We start from the raw sequence: 24,370 nt of genomic DNA, 5'->3' as shown, positions 1-24,370 counted from the left end.
ATGTGACAGTATCAGCCCATGCTGATGTCAGTCGACACTGAACTGTTGCGGGTGCTGTCCGACCCGCTCAGGCTCCAGATCGTGACCCTGCTGGCCCGCGAGACCCTGTGCACCACGCACCTGGTCGAGGAGACCGGCGCCCGCCAGACCAACCTCTCCAACCACCTCAAGGTGCTGCGGGAGGCCGGGGTGGTGGACACCGAACCCTGCGGACGGTTCACCTACTACCGGCTCAAGCCGGAGGTCATGGAGACCCTGTCGGGCCAGTTCGCCGACCTCGCCGCCACCGCCCGCGCGAACGCCGGCACCAAGAGGTCCTGCTGATGGCCCGCGCCGAAGCAGCCCGGGACACCAGACCCGACCAGGCGGAGTCCGTCGCCGGAAGGCTGTCCTTCCTCGACCGCTACCTCGCGGTGTGGATCCTCGCCGCGATGGCCGCAGGCCTCGGCCTGGGGCGTCTGGTACCCGGGATGAACGACGCGCTCGCCAAGGTCGAGATCGGCGGGATCTCCCTGCCCATCGCCCTCGGACTGCTCGTCATGATGTACCCGGTGCTGGCGAAGGTCCGCTACGACCGCCTCGACGCCGTCACCGGCAACCGCAGGCTCATGGCCTCCTCCCTGGTCGTCAACTGGGTGCTCGGACCCGCCCTGATGTTCGCCCTCGCCTGGATCTTCCTGCCCGACCTGCCCGAGTACCGCACCGGCCTGATCATCGTCGGCCTGGCCCGCTGCATCGCCATGGTCATCATCTGGAACGACCTCGCCTGCGGCGACCGCGAGGCCGCCGCCGTCCTGGTCGCCCTCAACTCGGTCTTCCAAGTCATCGCGTTCGGCCTGCTCGGCTGGTTCTACCTCGACCTACTCCCCGACTGGCTGGGCCTCGGCGAAGGCGAGCACCTCGACATCTCCATGTGGAAGATCGCCCTCAACGTCGTCGTCTTCCTCGGCGTCCCCCTGCTGGCCGGCTTCCTCACCCGCCGCCTCGGCGAGAAGAAGCTCGGCCGCGAACGCTACGAGACGAACTTCCTCCCCCGGATCGGCCCCTGGGCCCTGTACGGGCTGCTGTTCACGATCGTGATCCTCTTCGCCCTCCAGGGCAGGACCATCACCTCCCAGCCCCTCGATGTCGCCCGCATCGCGCTCCCGCTGCTGGCCTACTTCGCGATCATGTGGTTCGGCACGTTCACCCTCGGCAAGGCCCTGGGCCTCGGCTACGACCGCACCGCCACCCTCGCCTTCACCGCCGCCGGCAACAACTTCGAGCTTGCCATCGCGGTCGCCATCGCCACCTTCGGCGTCACCTCCGGCCAGGCCCTCTCCGGAGTCGTCGGACCCCTCATCGAGGTCCCGGTCCTGATCGCCCTGGTCTACGTCTCCCTCGCCCGGCGAAGGAAGTTCACCACCGCAGCCACCTGAAAGCCACACCCGGCACCCCCGGGTGATCCGGACCTCACGACCGGCCCGACCGACCCATCGACAACGTAGGGCCGCCGGACCGATCGCGGCGGTGAGGACCCGCGCGGGCCGGTGACAGGATGGCCCCGTCACCGGCCCGCGCCGTTCGTTCAGGACGGCAGGGTCACGGTCTCGACCCGGCGGACCAGGACGCTCAACGCGACCAACTACTCCAGGGCCTCGCACTCGGGCAGCCCGGCAGGCCGGCCCCGGGACTGTCGGAGCCGCGGACAGTGGCGAAACAGCTCTCCCCGAAGGCCGCCCCGCGCCGCGGCGGACGCCGGCGAAGGTTCTGCTGCCCCCGTCGACCAACAGCCGCCAGCCGCCAGCAATCTTGCGAGTCCCGGCAGGATGCCGCTCAACCCACCAGGGCGCTGCGGCGCTCGATCACCACCACGTCCCTCCACACGCCCCGGTGGCGGGCGATCCGCTCCCGGGTCCCGATCACCCGGAAACCCGCCTTCGCGTGCAGGGCCAGGCTCGCGGTGTTCTCCGGGAACACCCCGGACTGGATCGTCCAGATCCCCGCCGACTCGGTCGAGGCGACCAACGCCTCCAGCAGAGCGCGGGCGATGCCGAAACCGCGGAACCCCGGGTGCACGTAGACGGAGTGCTCGACCACCCCCGCGTACACGGGCCGCGCCGAGACCGCACTGACGGCAGCCCAACCCAGCACCTCGCCGGCGAGCCCGAGCGCGACGTGGCGGTGGCCGGGCAGGCGAGCGGCGCCGAACGCCTCCCAGGACGGTGCGGCGGTCTCGAAGGTGGCGTTGCCCTCCTCGATCCCGGCCCGGTAGATCGCCAGGACCTCGTCGGCGTGCCCCGGCGCCATCGGGGCGATGAGAGGGATGACGTGCGGCAACAAGCGCTCCCCGGTCAGCGGTTGAGGTCGAGCAGGGCGGCCATGCCGGCCACCACCGAGGGGGCGACCCTGTAGTAGACCCAGGTGCCACGGCGCTCCGAGGTCAGCAGCCCGGCCTCCCGCAGCTTCTTCAGGTGGTGGGACACGGTCGGCCGGGAGACCCCGACGTCCTGGATGTCGCACACGCACGCCTCCCCTCCCGGGTGCGAGGCGACCCTGGAGAACAGCCGCAGCCGCACCGGGTCGCCGAGCGCCTTGAACATCGCCGCCATCCGTACCGAGTCCTCCGCCGAGAGCTCGGCCGAGGTCAGCGGCGGGCAGCACGGCACCACGTCCGGCTCGGCCAGCGGCAGCTCAACACTCAGATTCGACATACGTCTATGTTGACATCCGTCTAATCCCGGCGGCAAGGTCGGAGACGCCACCACATCGATAATCGTCGAATCAAGAGGGTGGGGGCGGCCCAGCGCCGCCCACCCGACGCGAAGGGAAGACAAGCCGCCATGACCTCCGACACCGGCTTGCCCGTCCTCGTCATCGGCGCCGGCTGGCCGGACCTGGAGGAGGAGCAGCGGGGCCTGCTGTCGGCGGTCGGCATCAAGGAGGACGCCGAGCTGGTGGCCGCGAAAGCCGCCGCTGAAGCGAAGCCGACGGTGTCCCGCATCGACCGGTTCGCCCAGGGCCTGACCGCGCTGGCGGCCTTCGTCCAGGAGCACGGCCACCCGCGGGTGCCCCGCCCGCACAAGCAGGCCCTGGAGAATGTAGAAGCCGGGCCCGGGGGTGAGGACGCCGTTTCCGTGTCGCACTTCGCCCTCGGCACCCGGCTCAACAACCAGAAGGCACGCCGGGCCAAGCTGACCCTGGGGCAGCTCGCGCAGCTCGCCGAACACGGGGTGGAGTGGGCGTAGGTACAGCGGCGGGGTAGTGGTCGGCACCTCGCCGGGCGGGAAGTCGCCGGCCGGTTCCGCCCGCGCGCGGGTCGGCCGGTGGCTTCCCGTATTCACTCACGGTCACGAGGGAGGGTGCCTGCCTGCGCAGCCGGGAACAGACCCGGTATGCGTCTCGGCGCTCTGCTGTGGGCCGGGTTACGGTGGACTTGATCACGGTGCGGCGCTCCTTCCCGCTATGGGGCCGCAGTGGTGATGGGAGCTGGGTATGGACGGTCTGGGCGGCGGATCGGCTTTCTCCGGGGGGTGTGCGTTCGCGGGTCGCGAACGTGAGATGCGGGAGTTGCTGGGCGCGGTGGGCGCGGGGCGTCCGGCGGTGGTCCTGGTGGAGGGGGAGGCGGGGGTCGGCAAGTCGCGGCTGGTCGCGGAGGCGTCGGCGGTGCTGCGTGCGCAGGGGCTGCGGGTGCTGGCGGGCGGGTGCCATCCGCTGCGGGAGCCGCTGGCGTACGGGCCGGTGGTCGACGCGCTGCGCCGGGTCGGGCCGTGGCTGCCGTCCGTGGAGCGGCTGGACGTGTCGGCGGGGGCGCTGGCGCCCCTGCTGCCGGACCTGGCCGGCGCGCTACCCGAACCACTGCCCGAACCCCCGCCGGGTTCTTCCAGGTCGGGCGCGCACCGGTTCCGGATAGCGGCCGGGGTGCGGACGCTGCTGGAGGCGATCGCGCCGGCGGTGCTGGTGGTGGAGGACGTGCACTGGGCGGACGAGGCGACCCGTGAGCTGCTGCTTCTGCTCGCACGGGACATGCCCGCCGATGCGGCGCTGGTGCTGACGTACCGGGCGGAGGACCTGCCCGGCGGCGGGCCCGTGCTCGGTGCCGCGTTCCGGCGTTCGCCGGGCACGGGCGGGGCCGAGATCCGGCTCGGCCCGCTGGGCGAGCCGGAACTGCGGGCGATGGCGCGCGAGGTGCTCGGCGACGAGCCGGCGCCGGCGCTGGTGCGGACTCTGCTGGAGCGCAGCGGGGGTCTGCCGCTGGTGATCGAGGAGGATCTGGTCACCCTCGCCGGCTCGCCGCGCGGTACGGACCTCGCGGTGTTGCGTGTGCCGCGGAGTCTGGGTGAGGTGCTGGCCGAGCGCCGGGCGCGGTTGGGGCCGCAGGCGGCGGTGCTGGTGGATGCCGCGGCGGTGCTCGCGGTTCCGGCCGGGCAGGCGTTGCTGGCCGAGGCCGCGGGCCTGGACGAGGAGCGGGGTGAGGCGGCCCTGTTGGAGGCGCTCGGCGGGGCGGTGCTGCGGCAGGTGGGCCCGGACTCCTACGGGTTCGGGCATGCCCTCGCGCGGGAGGCGGTCTACGGCTCTCTCCCGGGGCCGGTGCGCAACCGTGTCCACCGGCGGGTCCTGGAGGTCCTGCAGGCTCAGGACCCTGCGCCGCTGGTGCAGATCGCCCACCACACCCGCGCCTCGGGTGACCGGGCGGCGTGGCTGTCCCGGGCCCAGGCCGCCGCCGACCAGGCCAGCGCGGTCGGCGACCACGGCACCGCCGCCACGCTCCTGCAGGAGATCCTCGACCAGCCCGGCCTCACCTCCGAACAACTCACCCGTGCGGCTATGGCCTTGGCCTTGGCCGCACACTTCCGTACGGACCGCACCGCCTCACTCGCGGGGCTGCGCCGGATCATGCTGCTGCCCGGCCTGCCCACCGCGGCCCGTGGCCGGATCAGAGCTGCCGTCGCGACGGCGCTGATCTACGACGAGGGTGATCCGGGGAGCGAGGAGGAGCTGCTGACCGCCCTGTCCGAGGTGGAGGAGAGCGACCCGGTCTCCACGGCCAGGACGCTCGCCCTGCTGGGTCTGTCCCGGACCGGCCGTTTCTCACTCGCCGAGCAGCGGGCCATGGTCGAACGCGGACTCGCCCTGCCGGCAGCCGGCGAGGACCACTACGCCCAGTCGCTGCTCCACCTCGCCAGGTTCAGCCAGCAGTGCGTGGCCGCCGATCCCGCCGCCGCCGAGCTGGTGGCGGCGCTGCCCCGCGAGAGCGACGACGTGCGGGTACTCCAGGGCACGGTGCTCTTCCTCGGCACAGGTGCCGTGGACGCGCTCGCCGTCGGCAACGACGCGCGGGCAGCGGCGGCGCTCGCCGAGGAGAGCGCGATGGCGGCGCGTACCCACATGCGGATGATGGACCCGTATAGCCACTCCTTCCAGGTCATGCTCGACTGGCAGGCCGGGCGCTGGAACGAGGCCGAACGGGGCCTGGAATCCTTCCACGAGCGTTATCCGGACAGTCCGCTGGCCGAGGGCGGATTGCTGGCCACCGTCCGCGGCCTGATCGCCGCCGCCCGTGGCCGCACCGCCCAGGCCGCTACCGCCTTCGGGCAGGTCCTCGCCCGCGAGGGCCTGCACCTGGAGGCGCTCGGCGCAGCCGCCGGCGCCGCCCGCCTCCACCTCAACCGAGGCGACCCCCACGCCGCCTGGCGGGCTCTGACCGACCCGCACGACTTCCTCGCCTTCCTCGACCGCAAGGAGGCCTGGGCCCACGCCTGGGACCTCGTCCCCACCGCCGTCGAGATCCTCCTCGCCCTCGACCGCACCGACGAGGCCGAGGCCCTGACCACCCGCCACACCACCGGAACCGAGGGCCGCGACGCGCCCGGCGCCGTCGCCGAACACCACCTGTGCCACGGCCTGCTCCTGCAAGCCCACGACCCCGACGCCGCGATGACCGCCTTCGACCTCGCGGCCGCACGATGGACCGCCATCGGCCGCCCCTACCCCGCCGCCCTCGCCACCGAACGCGCCGCCCGCACCCGCACCGACCTCGACGACGTCTCCACCCGCCTCACCGCACCGATCACCACCTTCGAACACCTCGGCGCCACCTCCGACGCCGCCCGCTGCCACCGCACGCTACGCGAACTCGGCAAAGCGACCTCCAACCCCCGCGGCCGGGCCGGCTACGGCGACCGCCTCTCCCCCCGCGAAGAACAGATCCGCGACCTCCTCACCACCGGCGCCACCAACAAGGACATCGCCGCCGCACTCTTCCTCTCCACCCGCACCGTCGAGAACCACGTCGCCCGCGTCCTGGCCAAACTCCGCACCACCCGCGCCGACCTCACCCACGGGTCCCTCTGAACCCGGCCCTGTTTCCGTGCCTGCTGCCTGGTGCCTGGTTACCGGGGGTGGCGAAGGCGTCGGAGATGCCGGGGCGTCGCCGGATACGTTCGCGCGATCCTGCGCTGAGCACGGTCGGACCAGGGGCGCCGTCCCATGCCCTTGCGGGGGTTCCGGCGGCGGTCCTGGGCCCTGCCCGAAAGGGGGTGCTGCCCGTTCCCGCATCACCCGGTGAAGGTCAGTGACGGGTGGCGCCGACGATGACCCCGAGGCCGATCAGCGCGATGCCGCCCGCGCCGCCGATCGCCGACAGGCGGCGGTCCGAGCCGGCGAGCCAGGTCCGGGCTGCCGACGCGCCCAGGCCCCAGACGGCGTCGCAGAGCAGGCCGATACCGGCCGGGATCAGGCCGAGGACCACCATCTGCAACGGGACGGGCCCGGCGTCGTGGTTGACGAACTGCGGGAGGGTCGCGGCGAAGAAGACCAGGGCCTTGGGGTCGGTGACGCCGACGAACAGGCCGTCCAGGACGGTGCGCAGATCGCCGCGCCGTTCGCCTCCCTCGGATGCCAGGTCCGTGCGCAGCTTGTCTCGGTGGCGGAACGCCTGGACGCCCAGGTGGACGAGGTAGGCGGCGCCGGCGAGCTTCACCGCTGTGAACGCGGTGGCTGAACTCTGAACGAGGGGGCCCAGGCCGAGGGCGACGGCCAGGGCGAGGGTGTAGCAGCCCAGAAAGTGCCCAGGACGGTGGCGAGCGCGGTACGGCGGCCGTGGGCGAGGGCGCGGCCGACAACGAACAGGACGCTCGGGCCGGGGATCGCGATCATCACGAGGGACAGCGCGGCGAACGCGAGGAGGCTTTCGGGATTCACCATGGGCCGTACTTCCTGATCTGGCCACGCGGCCGGCGAGAGTGCGCGGCGCGTGCTTGCTCTGTGCGGGGGGGGTGCCTCTATGTCCTTCGTCAAGGATGTGGCGCCGGTTTTGGTGCTGTTTGGGGTGGTCATGCGGCAGGGGTGACGGCTGGGGTTCGGGACTCGTAGAGGGTGCCGTCGCGGAGCATGGCGAACAGGACGCTGATGCGTTGGCGGGCGAGGCGCAGGAGTGCCTGGGTGTGGGTTTTGCCGCGGGCTCGTTGCCGGTCGTAGTAGGTGCGGGAGGCGGGGTCGGCGTTCATGCAGGCGAAGGCCGAGAGGAACATGGCGCGCTTGAGCTGCCGGTTTCCTCCTCGGGGTGCGTGTTCTCCGTGGATGGAGGTGCCCGAGGACTTGGTTGTGGGCGCGAGGCCGGCGTAGGAGGCGAGGTGGGCGGCGCTGGGGAAGCCGGTGCCGTCGCCGACGGTGACCAGCAGGACGGCGGCGGTCCTGACGCCGACGCCGGGCATCGAGGTCAGGACCGGGTGAAGAGGGTGGGCCTCCAGCAGGGTGTTGATCTGGGCCTCCAGGGCCCGGCGCTGTTCCTGGACGGCCGCGAGGGATCGGGCCAGGGACGGGATGACCACGTCGAGGGTGCCGGTGCCGGGGACGACGACGGTCTGTTCGTCGAGGGCGTCGAAGACGTCGTCGATCAATCGTTGGGCCATGCGCGGGGCTTTGGGGCGGATCAGTTCGACGAGTCTGCGGCGTCCGGCTTTTCTCAGGGCTGCCGGGGATCCGTGGCGCTCCAGGAGCCAGGTGACGGCCTGGTGGTCGAGCCGTGGTCCGAGCACGCGCTCCAGTGACGGGTGGAACTGGGTGAGCAGGCCGCGTATCCGGTTGGAGGTGCGGGTGGCCTCGGCGGCGAGGTCCTGGTCGAACCCGGTCAGGACGGTGAGTTCGGCGGTGATCTCGTCGGTGAGTCCCAGCGAGCGCAGGGTGTGGGGCATGGTGCGGGCCGCGTCGGCGATCACGGCGGCGTCTTTGGCGTCGGTCTTCGCCTCGCCGGGGTAGAGATCGGCGATTCGCCGCATGGCCAGTCCTGGAAGGTAGGCGACCTGGCAGCCGGCGTCGCGGGCGACGGTCAGGGGCAGGGCGCCGATGGAGGCGGGCTGGTCCACGATCACCAGGACGGTGCCGAACTTCGCGGTCAGCTTCTCGAAGACGGCCCGCAGCTTCGGCTCGCTGTTGGGCAGCGGTTTGTCGAAGACCTTCTTGCCGGCCGGGGTCAGGCCGTGGCCGTGATGAGCGCTCTTGCCGACGTCCAGGCCGAGGAACACGCCCACGTCTTCGGTGTCGAACATCGCACCCTTCCAGGGGAGTCGGACGGGCCGGCCTCGACGGTGGTGTCGTACGCGCGCATCCACGTTATGCAGACCTGCCGCCCGCGGGCCGTCCGGCATTGCGCCGGACCGGGCGGTGGCCGGACCTCTCATCAGCGTCTCCGACGACACCCCCGGGCCCGGTGACACCACCCCCCAGGTCATCTCTTCGACAGGGGGACACAGTCATGCCGGGCCCGGAGGCCGGCGGCCCTCTTGCAGGACCGCGAAAAACATAACGGGGGACATCGCAGCTCAGCCGAATGTGACGCCGCCGCCGCTTCGGCGGACCGGTGAGGCAGCGCACCGGAACCGGCGAAGCAGGAGGGACTAGTTGGAACTACAGCGCCGCACAACTGCACTGTCAATACTCCGGCACCCGGACATCCACCGAAGGCGGGGAATAGACGGCGCGATCCCGGCACCGGGCGAAAAAGGTGGACCACTACTCCGGTTCTTGATCCACTCCGGCCGATTCCCTCGGCGGCAGTGACACCCCCGGGGGAATCCGCAGGCGGGCCGCCGGGCGGGCGACGACCTGCGATCCACCTCCCGAAGCGGCCACCCCGGGCAGGGTTCGCGCGGTGAAGTACCGATCAAATCAAGGAAGTTGTTGACAATTCGCCGCCCCTGGCCGGCCGACGCGTCCACTGGGCCCGGAGGTGACGTTCGTCTCCCTGCGAACTTCACACCGGACCTCCCGACCGGACGACCGGCACGCCCGACCGACCCGCACAGGGCGTCACAAGCGGAGAATTCCCGGCCCGCACCCGCCTCTTCTCCTACCCCGCGGCGAAGGCGCGCGGCGCACAGAGGAGCCCATACGATTGTGCTATCCGCCCCACCAGCATTTCGGGCCTTGACACCACTCCCCCTCACCGGCCGAAGATCAACACCCGCCCACCGCACCCTGCTCGCCCACGCCGACCCGCTACGCCCGGCACGGCCCCGGAGGCGGCCGCAGTGTTCGAGGGCGAGCAGCTCGGCCGCTGGGTGCAGGCGCAGCGGGCCGGCTGGCCCGGTCTGGAGGCCGACCAGCGGGACCTGCTGACGGCGATCGGCATCGAGGCCGACCCGGAGCTGGTGGCCGCCAAGCAGGCGGCCGAAGCGAAGCCGAAAGTGTCCCGCACCGACCGGTTCGCCCAGGGCCTGGCGGCGCCGGCGCAGTTCGTTGAGCGGGAGCGTCATCCCCGGGTGCCCCGCCCGCACAAGGAGCCGGTGGAGGCCGTGGAGGCCGGCCCCGGTGGCGAGGAGCAGGTGGTGGTGTCGCACTTCGCGCTGGGCACCTGGCTCAACAACCAGAAGGCACGCCGGGCGAAGCTGACCGCAGGGCAGCTCGCGCAGCTCGCCGAGCACGGCGTGGAATGGGCGTAGCGGGCGGTGCTGGGATTCCCGGGATATTCACGTCATTCCCGTGCACCGACGAGGTTGGCAGGTCAGGGCCGGTTGGGGCGCCCAAGCAGCATGGTGGCCCACCGGGGACACCCGCTCGATTACCCCCCCCGCCGAGCCGGACTTTCCCGCCGGCTCACGAGAAGCGCTGGTCAGAGACCACTCAAGCCTCGACCCGGCGGCAGGAACTCACAGAGGTCGAGCGGGCGGAGGCGGCAGCGGCCGGGCCGGGGCGGGGCGGGGCGGGAGAGGATCGGCAGGGGCGCATCCAGGCGCCAGGCCGCGGGGGCGATCGCTCGTGTCGGATCCGCCGGGACGGGCCACGGCGAACAGGCGAGCGACCGGTCGTCGGGCTGCCTGTTTCGGCATGGCGGACGGTCGGTCTGGCGCTTCCCGAGGGTGCCGCGCCGGTCGCGTTCGGCGGTGACCAGGCGGGCGCCGCCGACGACGGCGATGTCACTGGTCACTGAGGCCGGGCGGGAGGCGGAAGGGCTGCTCCCGGTCGGCGAGTGGTGGTCCGGCGCTCGGGTTGCGCACGCTCACGGTGCCCTGGGACGTTCCCGACTCGACGTGGTTCAGGTCCAGGCGGGCGTGGGGAACACCTCGAAGGTCTCGCTCACGGGACGGTCGACCTCGATGAACAGCCACATCGCGGCCGGCTGGGCGGAGGCCGCGCTGGCATTTTGCATGACCATGCGATGGATTACTCGAATTTGCTCGTAATGCTTTATGTTTTACCAACTCTTGACAAGCTGTTTGCGAAGGCGCTGTAGTTGCCCCACTCACTCCCGCTCTAGCTCTTCTGGAGCCCGCATGATGTCTTCATGGCGTGGGGGAATGCTGGTGGCCTCGGTCGGCAGCGCAATCCCTCAGCCACGGCCAAGACCTTCACGGTGGACCCGCAGCAGATCTTCGAGCTGCCCGGCGGCACCCAGGGCGCGTACCGCTTCACCGAGAAGGACGGCCTGCGCGCCGCCTTCACCGCTCAACGCGGCACACCGACCGGCATCACGCTGCAGCCACACGAAGTGGTGGTGTTCGAGGCCGCGCCCACCACCGGCACCGCCGCCTACACCGCCATCCCGCGCGACGGCTGGACGGCCACCGCCGACAGCACCGAAACCGTACGGGAGAACGGCCAAGCCGCCAACGCCATCGACGGAAACAACTCCACCATCTGGCACACGCAGTACGGCACCGGCATCACCCCCATGCCGCACTGGATCGACATCGACCTGGGCCGGTCCCGAACCGTGGGAAGGCTCGACTACCTCCCGCGCCAGGACGGCGGCACCAACGGCACCATGGCCGACTACCAGATCCTGACCAGCACCGACGGAAACAACTGGACCGCCGTGGCGAGCGGCACCCTCCCGCCCGGTTCGGGCGTCAGGACGATCACCTTTCCCGACACCACCACCCGCCACATCCGAATGAAAACCACACGAGCCGCCAACGGTGCCGGCTACGCCTCAGCCGCTGAGATCAGCCTCCACCAGCGACAGGCCACCGCGCGATGACCGTGCCGGTACCGGCAACACCATCGGCATGATCGGAAGGCCGACCCACCCCATGGTGGGTCGGCCTTCACCCCGGCCCACACGGTGCGCGCCCAAGAATCAGAGCGTTGCAGGAGCCCCGACCGAGCCGCGCACGAGATCTCCCCACGCCTACTTGACGCCGTGTTCGGCGAGCTGCGCGCGCTGCCGCCATCAGTTCCTCCCTCCTGCTCCGCTGTCTTCTCCGCCGAGGCGTCCAGAGCGAAATGCGACACCACCGCCTCCTCCTCACCCCAGACCCCACCTCCCGCCGACCCGCCCGTCGCCACCCGAGCGGCCTTATCCGCCCACGCCCCGGTGATCCGCAGCTCCCACGGAAGGGACAGCCGGTACCCGGCGCGGAGCCTCAGGCACGAAGCGGCTCTACGGCCAGGCTCACCAAGATGTTCGACGCAACACCCCGCCCAGCCGTCCTTCACCCTGGACATCCCGCACCTTCTCGGGGATCTCGGGTGACCCGCCGAAGCACCGGACAAAACCCCAGACCGATCCGCGAGCGGCCGACTACCGGTCCGCGCGGAGAAGGGACACGACATGCGCAAATCCTGGCTTCTCCTCATCGCCGTCATCCTGAGTCTGCTGGTACCAGCTGTACCCGCGGCCGGCGACACGGCCACCACGACGACCACCACGGCCGGCCTGGCCGGAAGCCCCGGCACCACCTACACCTTCGCCGCCCGGCACAGTGGCAAGTGCCTCACCATCCCTCGAAGCGACTCCGCCAATGCCGTCCAGGCCGAACAACGGACCTGCGTCGGCGATCTGAACCAGCAGTGGAGCCTGGAGGACGCCGGTTCCGGATACGTCCGTGTCACCGCCCGACACAGCGGACGTTGCCTTACCGTCAGGGGAGCCTCCACCGCCAAGGGGGCGGCCGTCGAGCAGTACGATTGTACCGGGCAACCGAACGCCCAATGGAGGCTCGACAAACAGGGAAACGGCACGTACCGCCTGATCGCCCGGCACAGCAACAAGTGCCTGAACGTCCAGGGCGCTGTGGCGGGTGACGGTGGCCAGTTCATCCAGTGGCCCTGCGGCCAGAGGGGCAACGAACAGTTCACCCGCAGTTCCGCCACGACGCAGGTCGTCACCTGGGCGGCGAGCGCAGACATCGTCGAGCCCATCGGCCACGACCTGACCCACCGCCTCATCGTCCGCACCGCCACGGCAGGCAGCGCGGTGCGGATCCGGCTGTCCAACGCCTTCGGCAGAGAGCCGGTGACGTTCGGCGAGGTACGGATGGGACTGCGGTCGTCGGGCGCCGCCCTGACGCCCGGCAGCAACCGGCCGCTGACGTTCGGTGGTGCCACCTCGGTGACCGTCCCCGCAGGGGGCTCGGTGTACAGCGACCCGCTCGACACCCCGGTCGCGGCCGGCTCCGACCTCGCGGTCAGTCTCTACGTCCCGCGGGAACCCGCTGTCATGTCCGGCCACCGCAACACGCGGCAGACGTCCTACGTGGCCCACCAGGGAAATCACGCGGCCGACCACGCCGGCACCGCCTTCACGAAATCCGTCGAGACCTGGTCCTACCTGGATGCCGTCGTGGTCGACGCTCCCGCCGGTACCGGCACGGTCGCCACACTGGGCGATTCCATCACGGACGGCTGGTGGTCCTCCCTGAACGCCAACCGCCGCTGGCCGGACGTTCTCGCCGCCCGGCTCCAGAGCGCTCCCGGGAACCTAATCAAGGGCGTGGCCAACGAAGGCATCGCCGGAAATGAGGTACTGAGGGACCGCTACCCGTTCGGCGGCAAAAGCGCGATCACCCGGCTGGACCGCGACGTGCTGTCACAGCGCGGACTGCGCACGATCGTCCTGCTCGAAGGCATCAACGACATCTTGAACGGAAAGCCGACCACCCAAGCGCTGACCGACGGCTATCGCGCCATCGTGGGCCGCGCGCACGCGGCCGGCGTCTGCGTGGTGGGGGCGACGATCCTTCCCTTCGGCGGGGAGCAGGCCACCGCAGACGAGAAGATCCGCCAGGAGACGAACGCGTTCATCAGGAGCAGCGGGCTCTTCGACGCGGTCGTCGACTTCGACGCGGTGATGCGTGACCCTGCCCAGCCAACGCGATTGCGTCCCTCGTACTACAGCGGAAGCGACACACTGCACCCGAATGACACGGGCATGCACGCCATGGGAGAGGCAGTGAACGTGGACAGCCTGCGCTGCAACCGCTGACAACCGCCGCGACCCCGTCAGTCGGCCCCACGGCTCGTAGCCCGGCCGCCGCACCATCCGGCACCGGACCAGCGCCGACCACGACACGCCTGCCACACCCCCGGGATCTTCGTCGGCGACCCGTCTCGGTCGCCGACGGGGATCCGGGGGGCCTCCGGAGGCCTCTCTGCCGCAGGCTCGCTGCCAGTCGTAGTAGGCCCTGGAGGCAGGGTCGTGCAGGGCGGCGAACGCGGAGACGAACATGGCCCGTTTCAGCAGCCGGTAGCGGCGACAGGGTTCGAGGGCGTTGCGGAGTGCGGTCGGTCGCCGGGTCCTTCCGGGTAGTCGGGAGACACGGGTGGCCGGCACCGATGGACCGGTGCCGGCCGGGCCGGGCACCGACAGAACCACCCAGTCTGTCGGTGCCCGGAGTTCTTCCGGGGGCGCTCAGAGCTCCGTCCGGGCCAGACGTCCCCTTGAGCGATTGCAGGTAGTACCGGGAGCGTGCCCTGGAGGGTCGGATCCACGACTAGTGCTGCGTTCCTCAAAGCAGGTATACGTAGCGGCGTCGTGCTTGTCGGATTGGCGGGGCTGGACGGCCCCATATCCAGGGACGGGCAAGTACGTTGAGCTGGGCTGTGGCAATGCGGATGGCTTGGGCGATCTCGTCGGGGCCGGAGAAGGACCGCCCGGCGAGGGCGGCCTTGCGGAAGATGCGCCACCAGCCCTCCTGCAGGTTGAGCCAGCACGCACCGACCGGGATGAAGACATGTCGGATCCGTGGGTGGTCCTCCGGCCAGGTCCGGGTGGACAGACTGTTGTGGGATGACAGGTTGTCGGTCACCACGTAGATGTCGCCCGTGGGATTCGTGTCCTCGAGCATGTGGAGGAACTGCTGGTAGAAGGCGCTGTTGCGGGATCGGGCGGTCATGGTGACCGCCTGTTGCGGCAGTACTTCCCAAAGGGCACCGACCTGACCCGCCACACACCCGACGAACTGCTGTCCGCCGCCGCAAAGCTCAACAGTCGCCCACGCAAAACGCTCGGCCTGGGAGACCCCAGCCGAGCGCATGCATAGACTGCTCGCGGCCTGATCAACCAAACACGTGTTGCAACGACCCCTCGAATTCGCCCCGCGTGGCGGCCTTACCGCCTTCTACCGTGCGGTGTGCCACAGCGGGGCGGCGGTGCGTCAGGCCGGGCGCGGACCCTCGGCGCGGGCGAGCGCCGCGCGCCAGCCGCCGTAGGAGGTGATCTCGCGGGCCCTGTCCAGGGCCTGAGGTTCGCACAGGAATCCGGTCACGAAGGTGCCGTCCGCGAGTTCCACGGTGCCGAGGGTCATCGGACGGGGCAGCTTCGCGAGGAGCGTGCCGAGCCCCTCGGTGGAGAGTTGCCACACCTCCGCCTCGATCGCCGCACCGCCCTCGCGGGTCCGGACCAGGCCCGGTCTGGGCGGGACCGTGTCCAGCGCGTACAGCCGGTAGACGGGCGCGGTCGTGGTCGTCCGCACCAGCCGGGCGCCGAGGGCGAGCAACTGTCCGTTCAGGGGCTGTCCGCCGAGATGCGCGCCAACCACGGCGAGTCGCACCGGCGGCGCGGTGAGCGGGTGGGCGATGCGGGCGAGTCGCGCGTCCGTGAACGCCGGGCCGATCAGCATGACGCCGAACGGCCGCCCGTTCACCTCGCCGGCCGGGACGGCGACCGCCGCCATGTCGAAGAGGTTCGTCGAGTTGGTGAACCGGCCGAGGCGGGCGTTCGTGCCCACGGGGTCGGCGGCGACCTCGGCGAGGGTCGGGTGCCCCGGCGTCGTCGGAAGGAGAACCGCGTCCGCGTCGCCCATCGCCGCCAGCGCCCTGGCCTTGAGGGCGGACAGCTTCGCGCGGTCCTCGTAGAGCCGGTGGGCCGGGACGTCACGGGCGCGGGAGATGATCGCGGTCACGGTCGGGTCGAGGTCGGCCGCGCCCGCGCGTCCGTCGAGGAAGGCCCCGACGGCGGTGTAGCGCTCGGCGACGAACGCGCCCTCGTACAGCAGCGCGGCCGCCTCGATGAAAGGCGCCGGGGCGAGGGGCAGAAGCTCGGCACCCGCGTCGGCGAGCACGGTCGCGGCCTCGCCGAACGCCTCGGCCCAGCCCTGGTCCAGCTCGCCGAGCAGCCCGGGCTCGGGGACGGCGATCCGCCACGGACCGGGGCGGCGCTGCTCCAGCGGGGGGAGCCTGCGGGCCGAGGGCGCGGACATGCTGGACAGCGCCCGCTCGGCCTCCGCGAGCGTGCGGGCGAAGACGCTCACGCAGTCGATCGAGGCGCAGGCCGGAACGACGCCCTCGGTCGGGACCAGACCGAAGGTCGGTTTGAGGCCGACGACGCCGTTGAACGCCGCCGGTACCCGGCCCGATCCCGCGGTGTCCGTCCCGAGCGCGAAGTCGGCGATGCCGAGCGCGACCGCCACCGCCGAGCCGGACGAGGAGCCGCCCGAGACGTAGGCCGGGTCGACGGCGTTGCGGACGGCGCCGTACGGGCTGCGGGTGCCGACCAGGCCGGTCGCGAACTGGTCGAGGTTCGTGCTGCCGAGGACCACGGCGCCCGCCGCCCTCAGGCGCGCCACCACCGGGGCGTCCGCCCGGGGCGCGTAGGCGTACGAGGGGCAGCCCGCGGTGGTCGGGAGGCCGGCCACGTCGATGTTGCCCTTGACCGCGCACACCGTGCCGGCCAGCGGCAGCCGCTCGCCCGCGCCCTGTCGCGCGTCGACCGCGGCGGCGTCCGCCTCCACGTCCTCCCGGGGGCGCAGAGCGATCCACACCTCCGGCCGGTCCACCTGCGCGATGCGGGCGTACGCGGCCCGGACGCGTTCCACCGCACTGATCACGTGCGCACCTCCGTGGCCTCGACGGCGGCCAGGACGACGAGCGCGGTGCCCGCCTCCACCTGACTGCCCGGTGTGACAAGGACCTGAACGACGACGCCGTCGTCGGCGGCCCGCACCGGTGCCTCCATCTTCATCGCCTCCAGCGCCACCAGCTGCTGACCCGCCGACACCCGGTCACCGACCTGGACGTCGACCCGCCAGACGGACGCGGCGAACTCGGCTTCGACCAGGCGGCCTCCGTCGGGCACCACGACCTCCGCGGACGGCGGTGCCGTCCCGGTGGCCGTGTCGGCGCGGTCGAACTCGCCGGCGGCCTGCCAGGCGTCGCGCTCGGCGCCGAACGCCGCGCTCTGACGGGCCCGGAACGCGGCGATCGACGCGGCGTTCCCGTCGAGGAAGGCCCGGTACTCGGCGAGCGAGAAGGTGCCCTTCTCGACGGCCGGCACGAACCGGCCGGAGGTGATGTCCGCGCGCAGCTCCAGAAGTTCGTCCGCGCCGACCGGGTACCACCTGATCCGGTCGAAGAAGCGCATCAGCCACGGCCTGCCCGGCTCGAAGGCGCCGCGCTGACACCAGCCGGACCACACCTGCGTGGTCCGACCGACGAACTGGTAGCCGCCAGGGCCCTCCATACCGTAGACGCAGAGGTACGCGCCGCCGATACCGACGGAGTTCTCCGCGGTCCAGGTACGGGCCGGGTTGTACTTCGTCGTCACCAGCCGGTGCCGAGGGTCCAGCGGGGTGGCCACCGGCGCGCCGAGGTACACGTCACCCAGGCCCAGGACCAGGTACTCGGCGTCGAAGACAATGCGGTACACGTCGTCGACCGTCGCCAGGCCGTTCACGCGGCGGATGAACTCGATGTTCGACGGGCACCACGGGGCGTCGTCGCGCACACCCGCCACGTACCGGTCGATGGCCTCGCGGGTCGCCGGGTCGTCCCAGGACAGCGGCAGGTGGACGACCCGGCTCGGCACCACCAGGTCGTCGGTCGCCGGCAGCTCCTCCTCCACGCGCCGCACGAGGCCGAGGAGTTCCTCCTGCGGCAGCACGTCGGAGTCGGCCTGGATCTGGAGCGAGCGGATGCCCGGGGTCAGGTCGACGACTCCGGGCAGCCCGAGCGCGGCGAGTGCCTCCAGGAGCGCGTGGACGCGCATGCGCAGCGCCAGGTCGAGCCGCATCGGCCCGTACTCGACGAGCAGGTTGTCGTCGCCGCTGCGCCGGTAGGTGACCGCCGGGCGGTCCCCGGTCGCCTCCAGGCGGGCGAGGACTCCTCCGTCGACGACCGGCTCGCGGTCGGCCCGCGGTGTCGCGCTGGGGTTGCGCCGCAGCTCGGCGGCGGCCGCCGCGGTGACCGGGACGAAGCGCACCGTGTCGCCGGGCCGGAGCTGGCCGAGCTTCCAGCGCTGCCCGATGACGACCGTCGCCGGGCAGACGAAGCCACCGAGGGAGGGCCCGTCGGGGCCGAGGAGGACGGGCATGTCGCCGGTGTAGTCGACGGCTCCGACGGAGTACGGCGTGTCGTGGATGTTGGAGGGGTGAAGGCCCGCCTCGCCGCCGTCGGGGCGGGCCCAGCGCGGGGTGGGACCGATCAGGCGGACGCCGGTGCGCGCCGAGTTGAAGTGGACCTTCCAATCGGCGGCGTAGAAGTCACGGATGTCGCCCTCGGTGAAGAACTCGGGCGCGGCGTGCGGGCCTTCAACGGCGCCGACCTCCCACTGCCGGCCGAAGGCGGGTCGTCGGCCGAGGGGGACGGCGGAGGTCTCGGCGCGGGCCTCGCCGCCGTGCAGGACGTCTCCCACACGCAGGGCGCGGCCCCCGTGTCCGCCGAACCGGCCGAGGGTGAAGGTGGCCGCGCTGCCCAGGTAGTCCGGCACGTCCAGCCCACCCGCGAACAGTACGTAGGTGCGCAGGCCCAGCTCGTCGGGGGCTGAGACGCGGAGGGTCTGTCCGGCCGCGACGGTGACCGGTTCCCACTGCGGCACGGGGGACTCGTCGACGCTCACACGGGCGGGGGCGCCGGTGACGCAGACCGTCGTGGGGTGAGTGAACCGCAGGGTGGGTCCCTGGAGGGTGCACTCCAGACCGGGGGTGCCCGCGTCGTTTCCGAGCGCGGTGTTGCCGAGCCGGAAGGACAGGTCGTCCATGGGCCCGCACGGCGGGACGCCGACCTGCCAGTGACCGGTACGACCGGGCCAGTCCTGCACCGTGGTCAAGGTGCCGGGTGCGAGGACCTCGATGCGCGGCGTCGGGTCGGCGATCGCGGCCAGGGAGGCGGTCGAGTGCCGGGCGGAGCGTACGTCCCGGTCCCGGAGCGCGGCCCGTACCAGGCCGAGGTTGGTCTCGATGCCGTCGAGGCGGGTCGCGGCGAGCGCCGCGCCGAGCCGGTCCAGGGCTTCGGCGCGGTCGGCGCCGTGCGCGACGATCTTGGCGAGCAGCGGGTCGTACGCGGTGGTGACCTCGGTGCCGGTCTCCACCCAGGTGTCCACGCGGACGCCCGCCGGGAAGTCGACGCGGGTCAGCAGGCCCGCGCTCGGACGGTGGTCTCGTGAAGGATCCTCGGCGTAGACCCGGACCTCCACGGCGTGTCCTCGCGGGGCCGGGGGTTCGGTGACGACTGCCGGGTCGCCCTGCGCGAGGCGCAGCATCCACTCGACCAGGTCGACGCCGTAGATCTCCTCGGTGACCGGGTGCTCGACCTGAAGCCGGGTGTTGACCTCCAGGAAGTACGCCTCTTCGTGTGCCGCGTCGTAGACGAACTCGACCGTGCCGGCCGAGCGGTAGTCCACCGACGCGCACAGGTCCCGCGCGGATGAGACGAGTCGGTGGCGGATCCGGTCCGGCAGTCCGGGCGCCGGGGCCTCCTCCAGGACCTTCTGGTGGCGGCGCTGGAGCGAGCAGTCGCGGTCGCCGAAGGTGACGACCCGGCCCCGCCCGTCGCCGAAGACCTGCACCTCGACGTGGCGGGCCCGCTCCACCAGCCGTTCCAGGAAGACGCCCGCGGAGGAGAAGGAGGCCGCGGCCACGCGCTGTACCCGCTCCCAGGCGCCGGCGAGTTCGGCCGGACCGTGACAGGCCCGCATGCCGATCCCGCCACCACCGCCGGTCGCCTTGAGCATCACCGGGTAGCCGATCTCCTCGGCCGCCGCGAGCGCCGCTCCCACGTCGGGGAGGAGCCCGGTGCCCGGGGCGAGGGGCACGCCGGCCGCCTGCGCGGCGGCGCGCGCGGTGTGCTTGGCCCCGAACAGTTCGAGCTGTCTGGAGGTGGGGCCGACGAAGGCGATGCCCGCGTCGGCGCAACGGCGCGCGAAGGCGGCGTCCTCGGAGAGGAACCCGTAGCCGGGGTGGACGGCTCCGGCGCCGGTGGCCTCGGCGGCCTTCAGGACCAGGGTGGCGTCGAGGTAGGACTCCTTGGCGGGCGCGGGGCCGAGGCGTACGGCCTCGTCGGCCAGCCGCACGTGCGCGGCGCTGCGGTCCGGGTCGGAGTAGACCGCCACGGTACGCAGGCCGAGCCGCCGGGCGGTGCGGATGACGCGTACGGCGATCTCGCCGCGGTTGGCGACCAGCAGGGTGTCGAAGGTCATCATGTGCCGTCCTCGTCGCGCGCGCCCGGTGCGGTGATCGTCATGCGGACGGCCGTCGGTGCGAATCCGTTGCAGGGGTTGTTGATCTGAGGGCAGTTCGACACCAGCGCGAGGACGTCTGTCTCCGCGCGCAGCGCGACCTGCCGGCCCGGGGCCGAGATGCCGTCGACGATGCCGAGGGTGCCGTCCTTCTCGACCGGGACGTTCATGTACCAGTTGATGTTGGAGACCAGGTCGCGCTTGCCGAGGCCGTGCCGGGCGCCCTCGGCGAGGAAGTTCTCCACGCAGGCGTGCTGCGACCAGGTGTGATGGCCGTAGCGGAGGGTGTTGGACTCCTTGGAGCAGGCGCCGCCGATGGTGTCGTGGCGGCCGCAGGTGTCCTTGACGACGGTCATCAGCGGGGTGTGCTCGTTGGACATGAGAACCGAGCCGGTGGTCAGGAAGACGGTGCCCTGAGCCTGGATGGTGTCGGGGGCGCTGTAGCGCAGGGAGGTGTCGTGCGCGTCGTAGAGGAGGAAGTCCACGGCCTGGTTGCCGTGCAGGTCGGTGATGGTCAGCAGCTGACCCGCGCGGACGATCGCGGACCAGGCGGCGCGGGCGGGCACGGTGTCGTCGGAGACGACGTGGCCGGATCGGGCGGTGCCGGTCATGCGATCGCCCGGGCGGTGAGGTGGGCCACGGTGTTCAGGAAGGCACGACGGCCCTCGGGCGAGGCGTCCCACCGGGCGTCGCCGGGACGGGTCGGCCGGCCCCGGTACGCGAGGACCTGAAGGTTCCCGCAGCTGTACGCGGGACGCGGGTCCAGCGGGTGCGGGACGTTGGCGAGCAGGACGGTGACGTCCTGCTCGACGAGGAGCGTGACGGTGGCGCCGGGGCCGGCGGAGCCGGTGAACTCGGTGGAGCCGTCCTCGGCGATCCGCACGCCCTGGAAGAAGGAGAGGGAGGGCGGGAGGTCGCGCGGGCCGAGGCCGTGCTTCAGGGCGGCGAGCTTGAACAGCTCGCGCCCGGCGGGCGAGGCGCACTGCGCGGTCCCGTCCCCGTATCGCCGGGTGTTGCGGGCGAGGGTGGACGTGCCGGTGAGGGCGTCGTGCCGTCCGGAGGTGTCCCCGGTGACGGAGGCGAGCACCCGGCCCTGGTCGGACAGGAGGAGGCACCCTTCACCGAGGTACGCGTTCCAGAGCACCTTCACGGTGTCGGCCACGTTCAACCGCTCCCAGGGGCGGTCGGCGCAGTGGAGCAGCAGGTGCGCACAGGCGTCGCCGGTGAGGTCGGTGAGCCGCAGCCTGGTACCTCGGGCGAGCACCGCGTGGGTGTAGCCGCCGCCCGTCACCGTCTCGGCCCACACGATGTCCGCGGCCGCGACACCCTCCGGGGGTGACGGCCAACTGCTCGCGGGCAGTACGGGCATGGCGTCGACCCGGGTGCCCTCCTGGGCGCGGGCGTGGTCACGCGCGCCGTACGCCGACGCTGTCGTTGACGTTGTCGCCATGGGATCGACCTCCGGTCCGGGAGTGATTTCTGTCGCTCGACAGAAATTAAGGAGCGGGCGATTCGCGCCCATTGCCCGCGCGTTTCGGGTCGGTTACCGGAATCTCACCGAAGGGCTCGGGCCGCGGGCGGGCGCCGGCCCTGTGCGAGGATCAAGGAGTGAACACGCCGACCAGCAGGAGAGTCGGCCGCCCGCGCGCCCACGAGCGGCCCGCGAGCGGCCTGGACCCTCGGGACGAAGTCCTGGGCGCGGCGGCCGAACTGTTCACCACCCACGGGTACACCGCGACCTCCACCCGGACGATCGCCGAGCGGGCCGGCCTGCGACAGGCGTCCCTGTACCACTATTTCGCCGGCAAGGAGGAGATCCTCGCCGAGCTGCTGGAAGGGACAGTCCGTCCGTCCCTCGATGTGGCGCGTGGGCTCGCACCCCGAACGGACGCGCCCCCGGAGGCGCGGCTGTGGGCGCTGTGCCACTCCGACGTGGCGCTACTGTACGGCGGTCCGCACAACCTCGGAGCCCTGTACCTGCTGCCCGAGGTGCGGGCGGAGCGCTTCGCCGCTTTCCACCGGGTGCGGTCGGAACTCAAGGACTTCTACCAGGAGCTGCTGGCCGCCACCCCGGCGGGCGCGGAGCTCGGCGCAGCGGACCTGGCGCTGCGCACCGACCTGCTCTTCGGTCTCACCGAGAGCGTGATCCTCATCCGGCGCACCGACCCCGACCGCGACCCACGAGCGCTCGCCGTCGCGACGGCCGACGCGGCGTTGCGGGTAGCGGGGGTGGCGCGGCGCTCCCTGGCAGGGCTGCGCCGCGAGGGCCGGCGGCTCCTCGCGGCTGGTGCCTGACCGGGTGGCCGGTGCTCCCGACAGCTCAGGTCCGTAGAGTCTCGCTCACGTGCCCCGGCTCGGTCTCACGGCCGGGTTGCATCACGGCGGAGGCACTCCCGCGGCTGTACCAGCGGTACGCCGCACCCACCGCGACCGTCACGCCGACGGTCAGGACGGTGAACCACTGGAAGTACCAGTGGCCGCCCTGCGGGTCGTACACCTCGGCACGCGGCCAGGACAGGTTCACCGTCATGAAGAGTCCGTAGCCGACGGCGAGCACGTTGACGGGCAGTCCCCAGCGGCCGAGGGAGAACAGCGGTCGTCCGAGTTCGTCGCGCTCACCGTCGGCCGGCGGCGGCCAGTCGCCCTTCAGCCGCCGGACCAGCATCGGGCCGGTGACCATCGCGTACGCCAGGTACACCAACGCGATGCAGGTGGTGCCGATCGCCAGGAACGCCTGCGGCGAGGCGAGGTTGAGCAGCAGCAGCCCGCCCGCGAGCACACCGACCACCACCGCCGCTGTGCCCGGCATTCCGGTCCGCCGGGGCACCCGGGCCAGCCGGGCCGACGCGGGGAGGACACCGTCGCGGGCCATCGAGTAGAGCATCCGGGTCCCCGAGGTCTGGATGGCCAGGGTCGCCGCGCAGATGGCCAGGGCCACGTCGGCGAGGAGGACCTTGCCGAGGCCGTCACCGAGGGTGCTGGTGAGTACATAACCCAACCCTTCGGTCGCGAGGCGCCCGTCGATGAGGCTGGGGGCGGCGAGCAGCCCGGCGAGCAGCAGCAGCCCACCGCAGACCCCCGAGGTGGTGAGGGCGCTGAACGTCGTGCGGGGGGCGGTGCGCCGTGGGTTGACGGTCTCCTCGCTCATCTCGCTCGCGCTCTCGAACCCGATGAGGACGTATGCGGCCGTGAACGAGCCCACGAGGAGCCCCGTGATCAGGCCGCCCTCGCCGCCTGTCTGCAGGATGATGCCGGGGTCGCGCTCGGCGTGAGTGACGAGGAGGACGACGATCAGGGCGACCCCGGCGATCTCGGCGGTGACACCGACCATGTTGACCGCGGACAGCGCGCGATTGTCCAGCACGTTGAGCAGCGTGGTGAGGGCCAGCAGTGCCAGACCGAGGACGGCGGCGTTGGCGGCGCCGGTGGTCGTCGTGGGCGACGGGTCGCCGCCGACCAGTTGGAAGCCGGGCCAGATGGCAGGCAGGACGACCTGCAGCGCGAGCGCGGCGGCGGCCACGACCACGATCCGGCCGATCACCATGATCCATCCCGCGTACCAGCCGAAGGCCGGGCCGCCGAGGCGGCTGGACCACTGGTAGATCGCCCCGGCGATGGGCAGCCGGGCCGCCAGCTCGGCGAAGCAGGCGGCGACCAGGAGCTGGCCGAGGAGGACGGCGGGCCAAGTCCAGAAGAAGAGCGGCCCGCCGAAGGAGTAGCCGAGGGAGAAGAACTGGAAGACGGTGGTCAGCACCGAGATGAAGGAGAAGCCGGCGGCGAAGGAGGCGTATCTGCCCATCCGGCGCCGCAGCTCCTGCGGGTAGCCGAACGCGGCGAGGGTGTCGTCCTCCGCCGTGCCGGGCGGAGGCGTGGGTCTGGGGGTCACGGTCACGGCTGTTCCCTGTCGTATAGACGGAACCTGCAATTCCGGTCGGGTGACAGAAATTAGGGACCGCCCGTTTCCACCACGTGTCGCACCCATGTCCCGCCCGTAAGTGACTTCTCTCAGGGCCCGCGATTCCGCGCTCCCCCGGCGCCGCGGTGCTCGCTCCCACCCGGCGTGGCGCCACCGCACTACGACGCCGAGCGCACCGCCATTTCTCCTGGGCGGGCTGCCGCCGCTCGGCACCAGTCGTGGGGGGGGGGGGGGGGGCGGGGGGGGGGGGGGGGCCCCCCCCCCCGGCGGCGGCGCCGGGGGCCCGGGGCGCGCGCCGCGCGGGG

Annotated in this window: 17 protein-coding genes and 2 pseudogenes; 9 read left to right on the top strand and 10 right to left on the bottom strand. The window is 71.9% G+C overall.

What is annotated here, in order from left to right; translation table 11 throughout:
* Positions 1-18 precede the first annotated feature (18 nt).
* Both ACFWIC_RS34595 and arsB read left to right on the top strand, forming a co-directional pair.
* Positions 19-324 carry an ArsR/SmtB family transcription factor gene (locus ACFWIC_RS34595; RefSeq protein ID WP_380520886.1) on the top strand — a complete coding sequence of 102 codons (306 nt, stop codon included), beginning with the start codon at positions 19-21 and terminating at the stop codon, positions 322-324.
* Positions 324-1,418, top strand: a complete 1,095-nt coding sequence (gene arsB, locus ACFWIC_RS34590; RefSeq protein ID WP_380520884.1) for an ACR3 family arsenite efflux transporter — start codon at positions 324-326, stop codon at positions 1,416-1,418. Before ACFWIC_RS34595 ends, arsB begins: the two co-directional genes overlap by 1 nt.
* Before the next feature lie 397 nt (positions 1,419-1,815).
* On the opposite strand, the gene ACFWIC_RS34585 is transcribed toward arsB, so the two are convergent.
* A complete protein-coding gene (locus ACFWIC_RS34585) occupies positions 1,816-2,289 on the bottom strand; it encodes a GNAT family N-acetyltransferase (protein ID WP_380520882.1) in 474 nt (157 codons plus the stop codon).
* A 44-nt stretch (positions 2,290-2,333) separates the two neighbouring features.
* Complete coding sequence (locus ACFWIC_RS34580; RefSeq protein ID WP_380361416.1) at positions 2,334-2,693, bottom strand: ArsR/SmtB family transcription factor; 360 nt, start codon at positions 2,691-2,693, stop codon at positions 2,334-2,336.
* A 129-nt stretch (positions 2,694-2,822) separates the two neighbouring features.
* Between ACFWIC_RS34580 and ACFWIC_RS34575 the strand changes: the two genes are divergently transcribed.
* A complete protein-coding gene (locus ACFWIC_RS34575) occupies positions 2,823-3,227 on the top strand; it encodes a helicase associated domain-containing protein (RefSeq protein WP_380520881.1) in 405 nt (134 codons plus the stop codon).
* 247 nt (positions 3,228-3,474) lie between these two features.
* The gene (locus tag ACFWIC_RS34570) at positions 3,475-6,333 is read left to right on the top strand and encodes an ATP-binding protein (protein ID WP_380520879.1); all 2,859 of its coding nucleotides are present in this window, start codon (positions 3,475-3,477) and stop codon (positions 6,331-6,333) included.
* Between the two features lie 217 nt (positions 6,334-6,550).
* On the opposite strand, the pseudogene ACFWIC_RS34565 reads toward ACFWIC_RS34570, so the two are convergent.
* A pseudogene (locus ACFWIC_RS34565) lies at positions 6,551-7,185 on the bottom strand (LysE family translocator).
* 128 nt (positions 7,186-7,313) lie between these two features.
* On the bottom strand, positions 7,314-8,528 hold the full coding sequence (locus ACFWIC_RS34560; protein ID WP_380520877.1) for an IS110 family transposase: 1,215 nt from the start codon (positions 8,526-8,528) through the stop codon (positions 7,314-7,316).
* A gap of 981 nt (positions 8,529-9,509) precedes the next feature.
* Here ACFWIC_RS34560 and ACFWIC_RS34555 point away from each other — a divergent pair.
* The 3 genes from ACFWIC_RS34555 to ACFWIC_RS34545 all read left to right on the top strand — a co-directional run bounded on the left by ACFWIC_RS34555 (position 9,510) and on the right by ACFWIC_RS34545 (position 13,684).
* The gene (locus ACFWIC_RS34555; RefSeq protein ID WP_380520875.1) at positions 9,510-9,920 is read left to right on the top strand and encodes a helicase associated domain-containing protein; all 411 of its coding nucleotides are present in this window, start codon (positions 9,510-9,512) and stop codon (positions 9,918-9,920) included.
* Between the two features lie 842 nt (positions 9,921-10,762).
* Positions 10,763-11,458 carry a discoidin domain-containing protein gene (locus ACFWIC_RS34550; protein ID WP_380520873.1) on the top strand — a complete coding sequence of 232 codons (696 nt, stop codon included), beginning with the start codon at positions 10,763-10,765 and terminating at the stop codon, positions 11,456-11,458.
* Between the two features lie 573 nt (positions 11,459-12,031).
* Complete coding sequence (locus tag ACFWIC_RS34545; RefSeq protein WP_380520871.1) at positions 12,032-13,684, top strand: RICIN domain-containing protein; 1,653 nt, start codon at positions 12,032-12,034, stop codon at positions 13,682-13,684.
* A 523-nt stretch (positions 13,685-14,207) separates the two neighbouring features.
* On the opposite strand, the gene ACFWIC_RS34540 is transcribed toward ACFWIC_RS34545, so the two are convergent.
* Positions 14,208-14,546 (bottom strand): transposase, encoded by a 339-nt coding sequence (locus tag ACFWIC_RS34540; protein WP_380520869.1) that lies wholly within the window; start codon positions 14,544-14,546, stop codon positions 14,208-14,210.
* Positions 14,547-14,579: 33 nt separating this feature from the next.
* Here ACFWIC_RS34540 and ACFWIC_RS34535 point away from each other — a divergent pair.
* Positions 14,580-14,757, top strand: a pseudogene (locus ACFWIC_RS34535) (IS30 family transposase); the annotation flags it as partial.
* Positions 14,758-14,855: 98 nt separating this feature from the next.
* Here the strand turns inward: ACFWIC_RS34535 and atzF are convergent.
* Genes atzF through ACFWIC_RS34515 form a run of 4 tightly spaced genes read right to left on the bottom strand, consistent with a single transcriptional unit; the run spans position 14,856 to position 21,599 of the window.
* Positions 14,856-16,526 carry an allophanate hydrolase gene (gene atzF / locus ACFWIC_RS34530; protein ID WP_380520868.1) on the bottom strand — a complete coding sequence of 557 codons (1,671 nt, stop codon included), beginning with the start codon at positions 16,524-16,526 and terminating at the stop codon, positions 14,856-14,858.
* The gene (uca, locus tag ACFWIC_RS34525) at positions 16,523-20,110 is read right to left on the bottom strand and encodes an urea carboxylase (protein WP_380520911.1); all 3,588 of its coding nucleotides are present in this window, start codon (positions 20,108-20,110) and stop codon (positions 16,523-16,525) included. Before uca ends, atzF begins: the two co-directional genes overlap by 4 nt.
* Positions 20,110-20,760 (bottom strand): urea amidolyase associated protein UAAP2, encoded by a 651-nt coding sequence (locus tag ACFWIC_RS34520; RefSeq protein ID WP_380520866.1) that lies wholly within the window; start codon positions 20,758-20,760, stop codon positions 20,110-20,112. Before ACFWIC_RS34520 ends, uca begins: the two co-directional genes overlap by 1 nt.
* Positions 20,757-21,599, bottom strand: a complete 843-nt coding sequence (locus tag ACFWIC_RS34515; RefSeq protein WP_380520863.1) for an urea amidolyase associated protein UAAP1 — start codon at positions 21,597-21,599, stop codon at positions 20,757-20,759. The genes ACFWIC_RS34520 and ACFWIC_RS34515 overlap by 4 nt, the downstream gene beginning before the upstream one ends.
* A 158-nt stretch (positions 21,600-21,757) precedes the next feature.
* Between ACFWIC_RS34515 and ACFWIC_RS34510 the strand changes: the two genes are divergently transcribed.
* On the top strand, positions 21,758-22,444 hold the full coding sequence (locus ACFWIC_RS34510; RefSeq protein WP_380520861.1) for a TetR/AcrR family transcriptional regulator: 687 nt from the start codon (positions 21,758-21,760) through the stop codon (positions 22,442-22,444).
* Between the two features lie 25 nt (positions 22,445-22,469).
* On the opposite strand, the gene ACFWIC_RS34505 is transcribed toward ACFWIC_RS34510, so the two are convergent.
* Positions 22,470-24,131: an amino acid permease gene (locus ACFWIC_RS34505; RefSeq protein WP_380520859.1), complete on the bottom strand. Its 1,662-nt coding sequence runs from the start codon at positions 24,129-24,131 to the stop codon at positions 22,470-22,472.
* Positions 24,132-24,370 lie beyond the last annotated feature (239 nt).

Source organism: Kitasatospora sp. NPDC127035 (assembly GCF_042726075.1).
Lineage (GTDB): Bacteria > Actinomycetota > Actinomycetes > Streptomycetales > Streptomycetaceae > Kitasatospora.
This window is presented reverse-complemented; position numbering and strand designations above follow the sequence as displayed.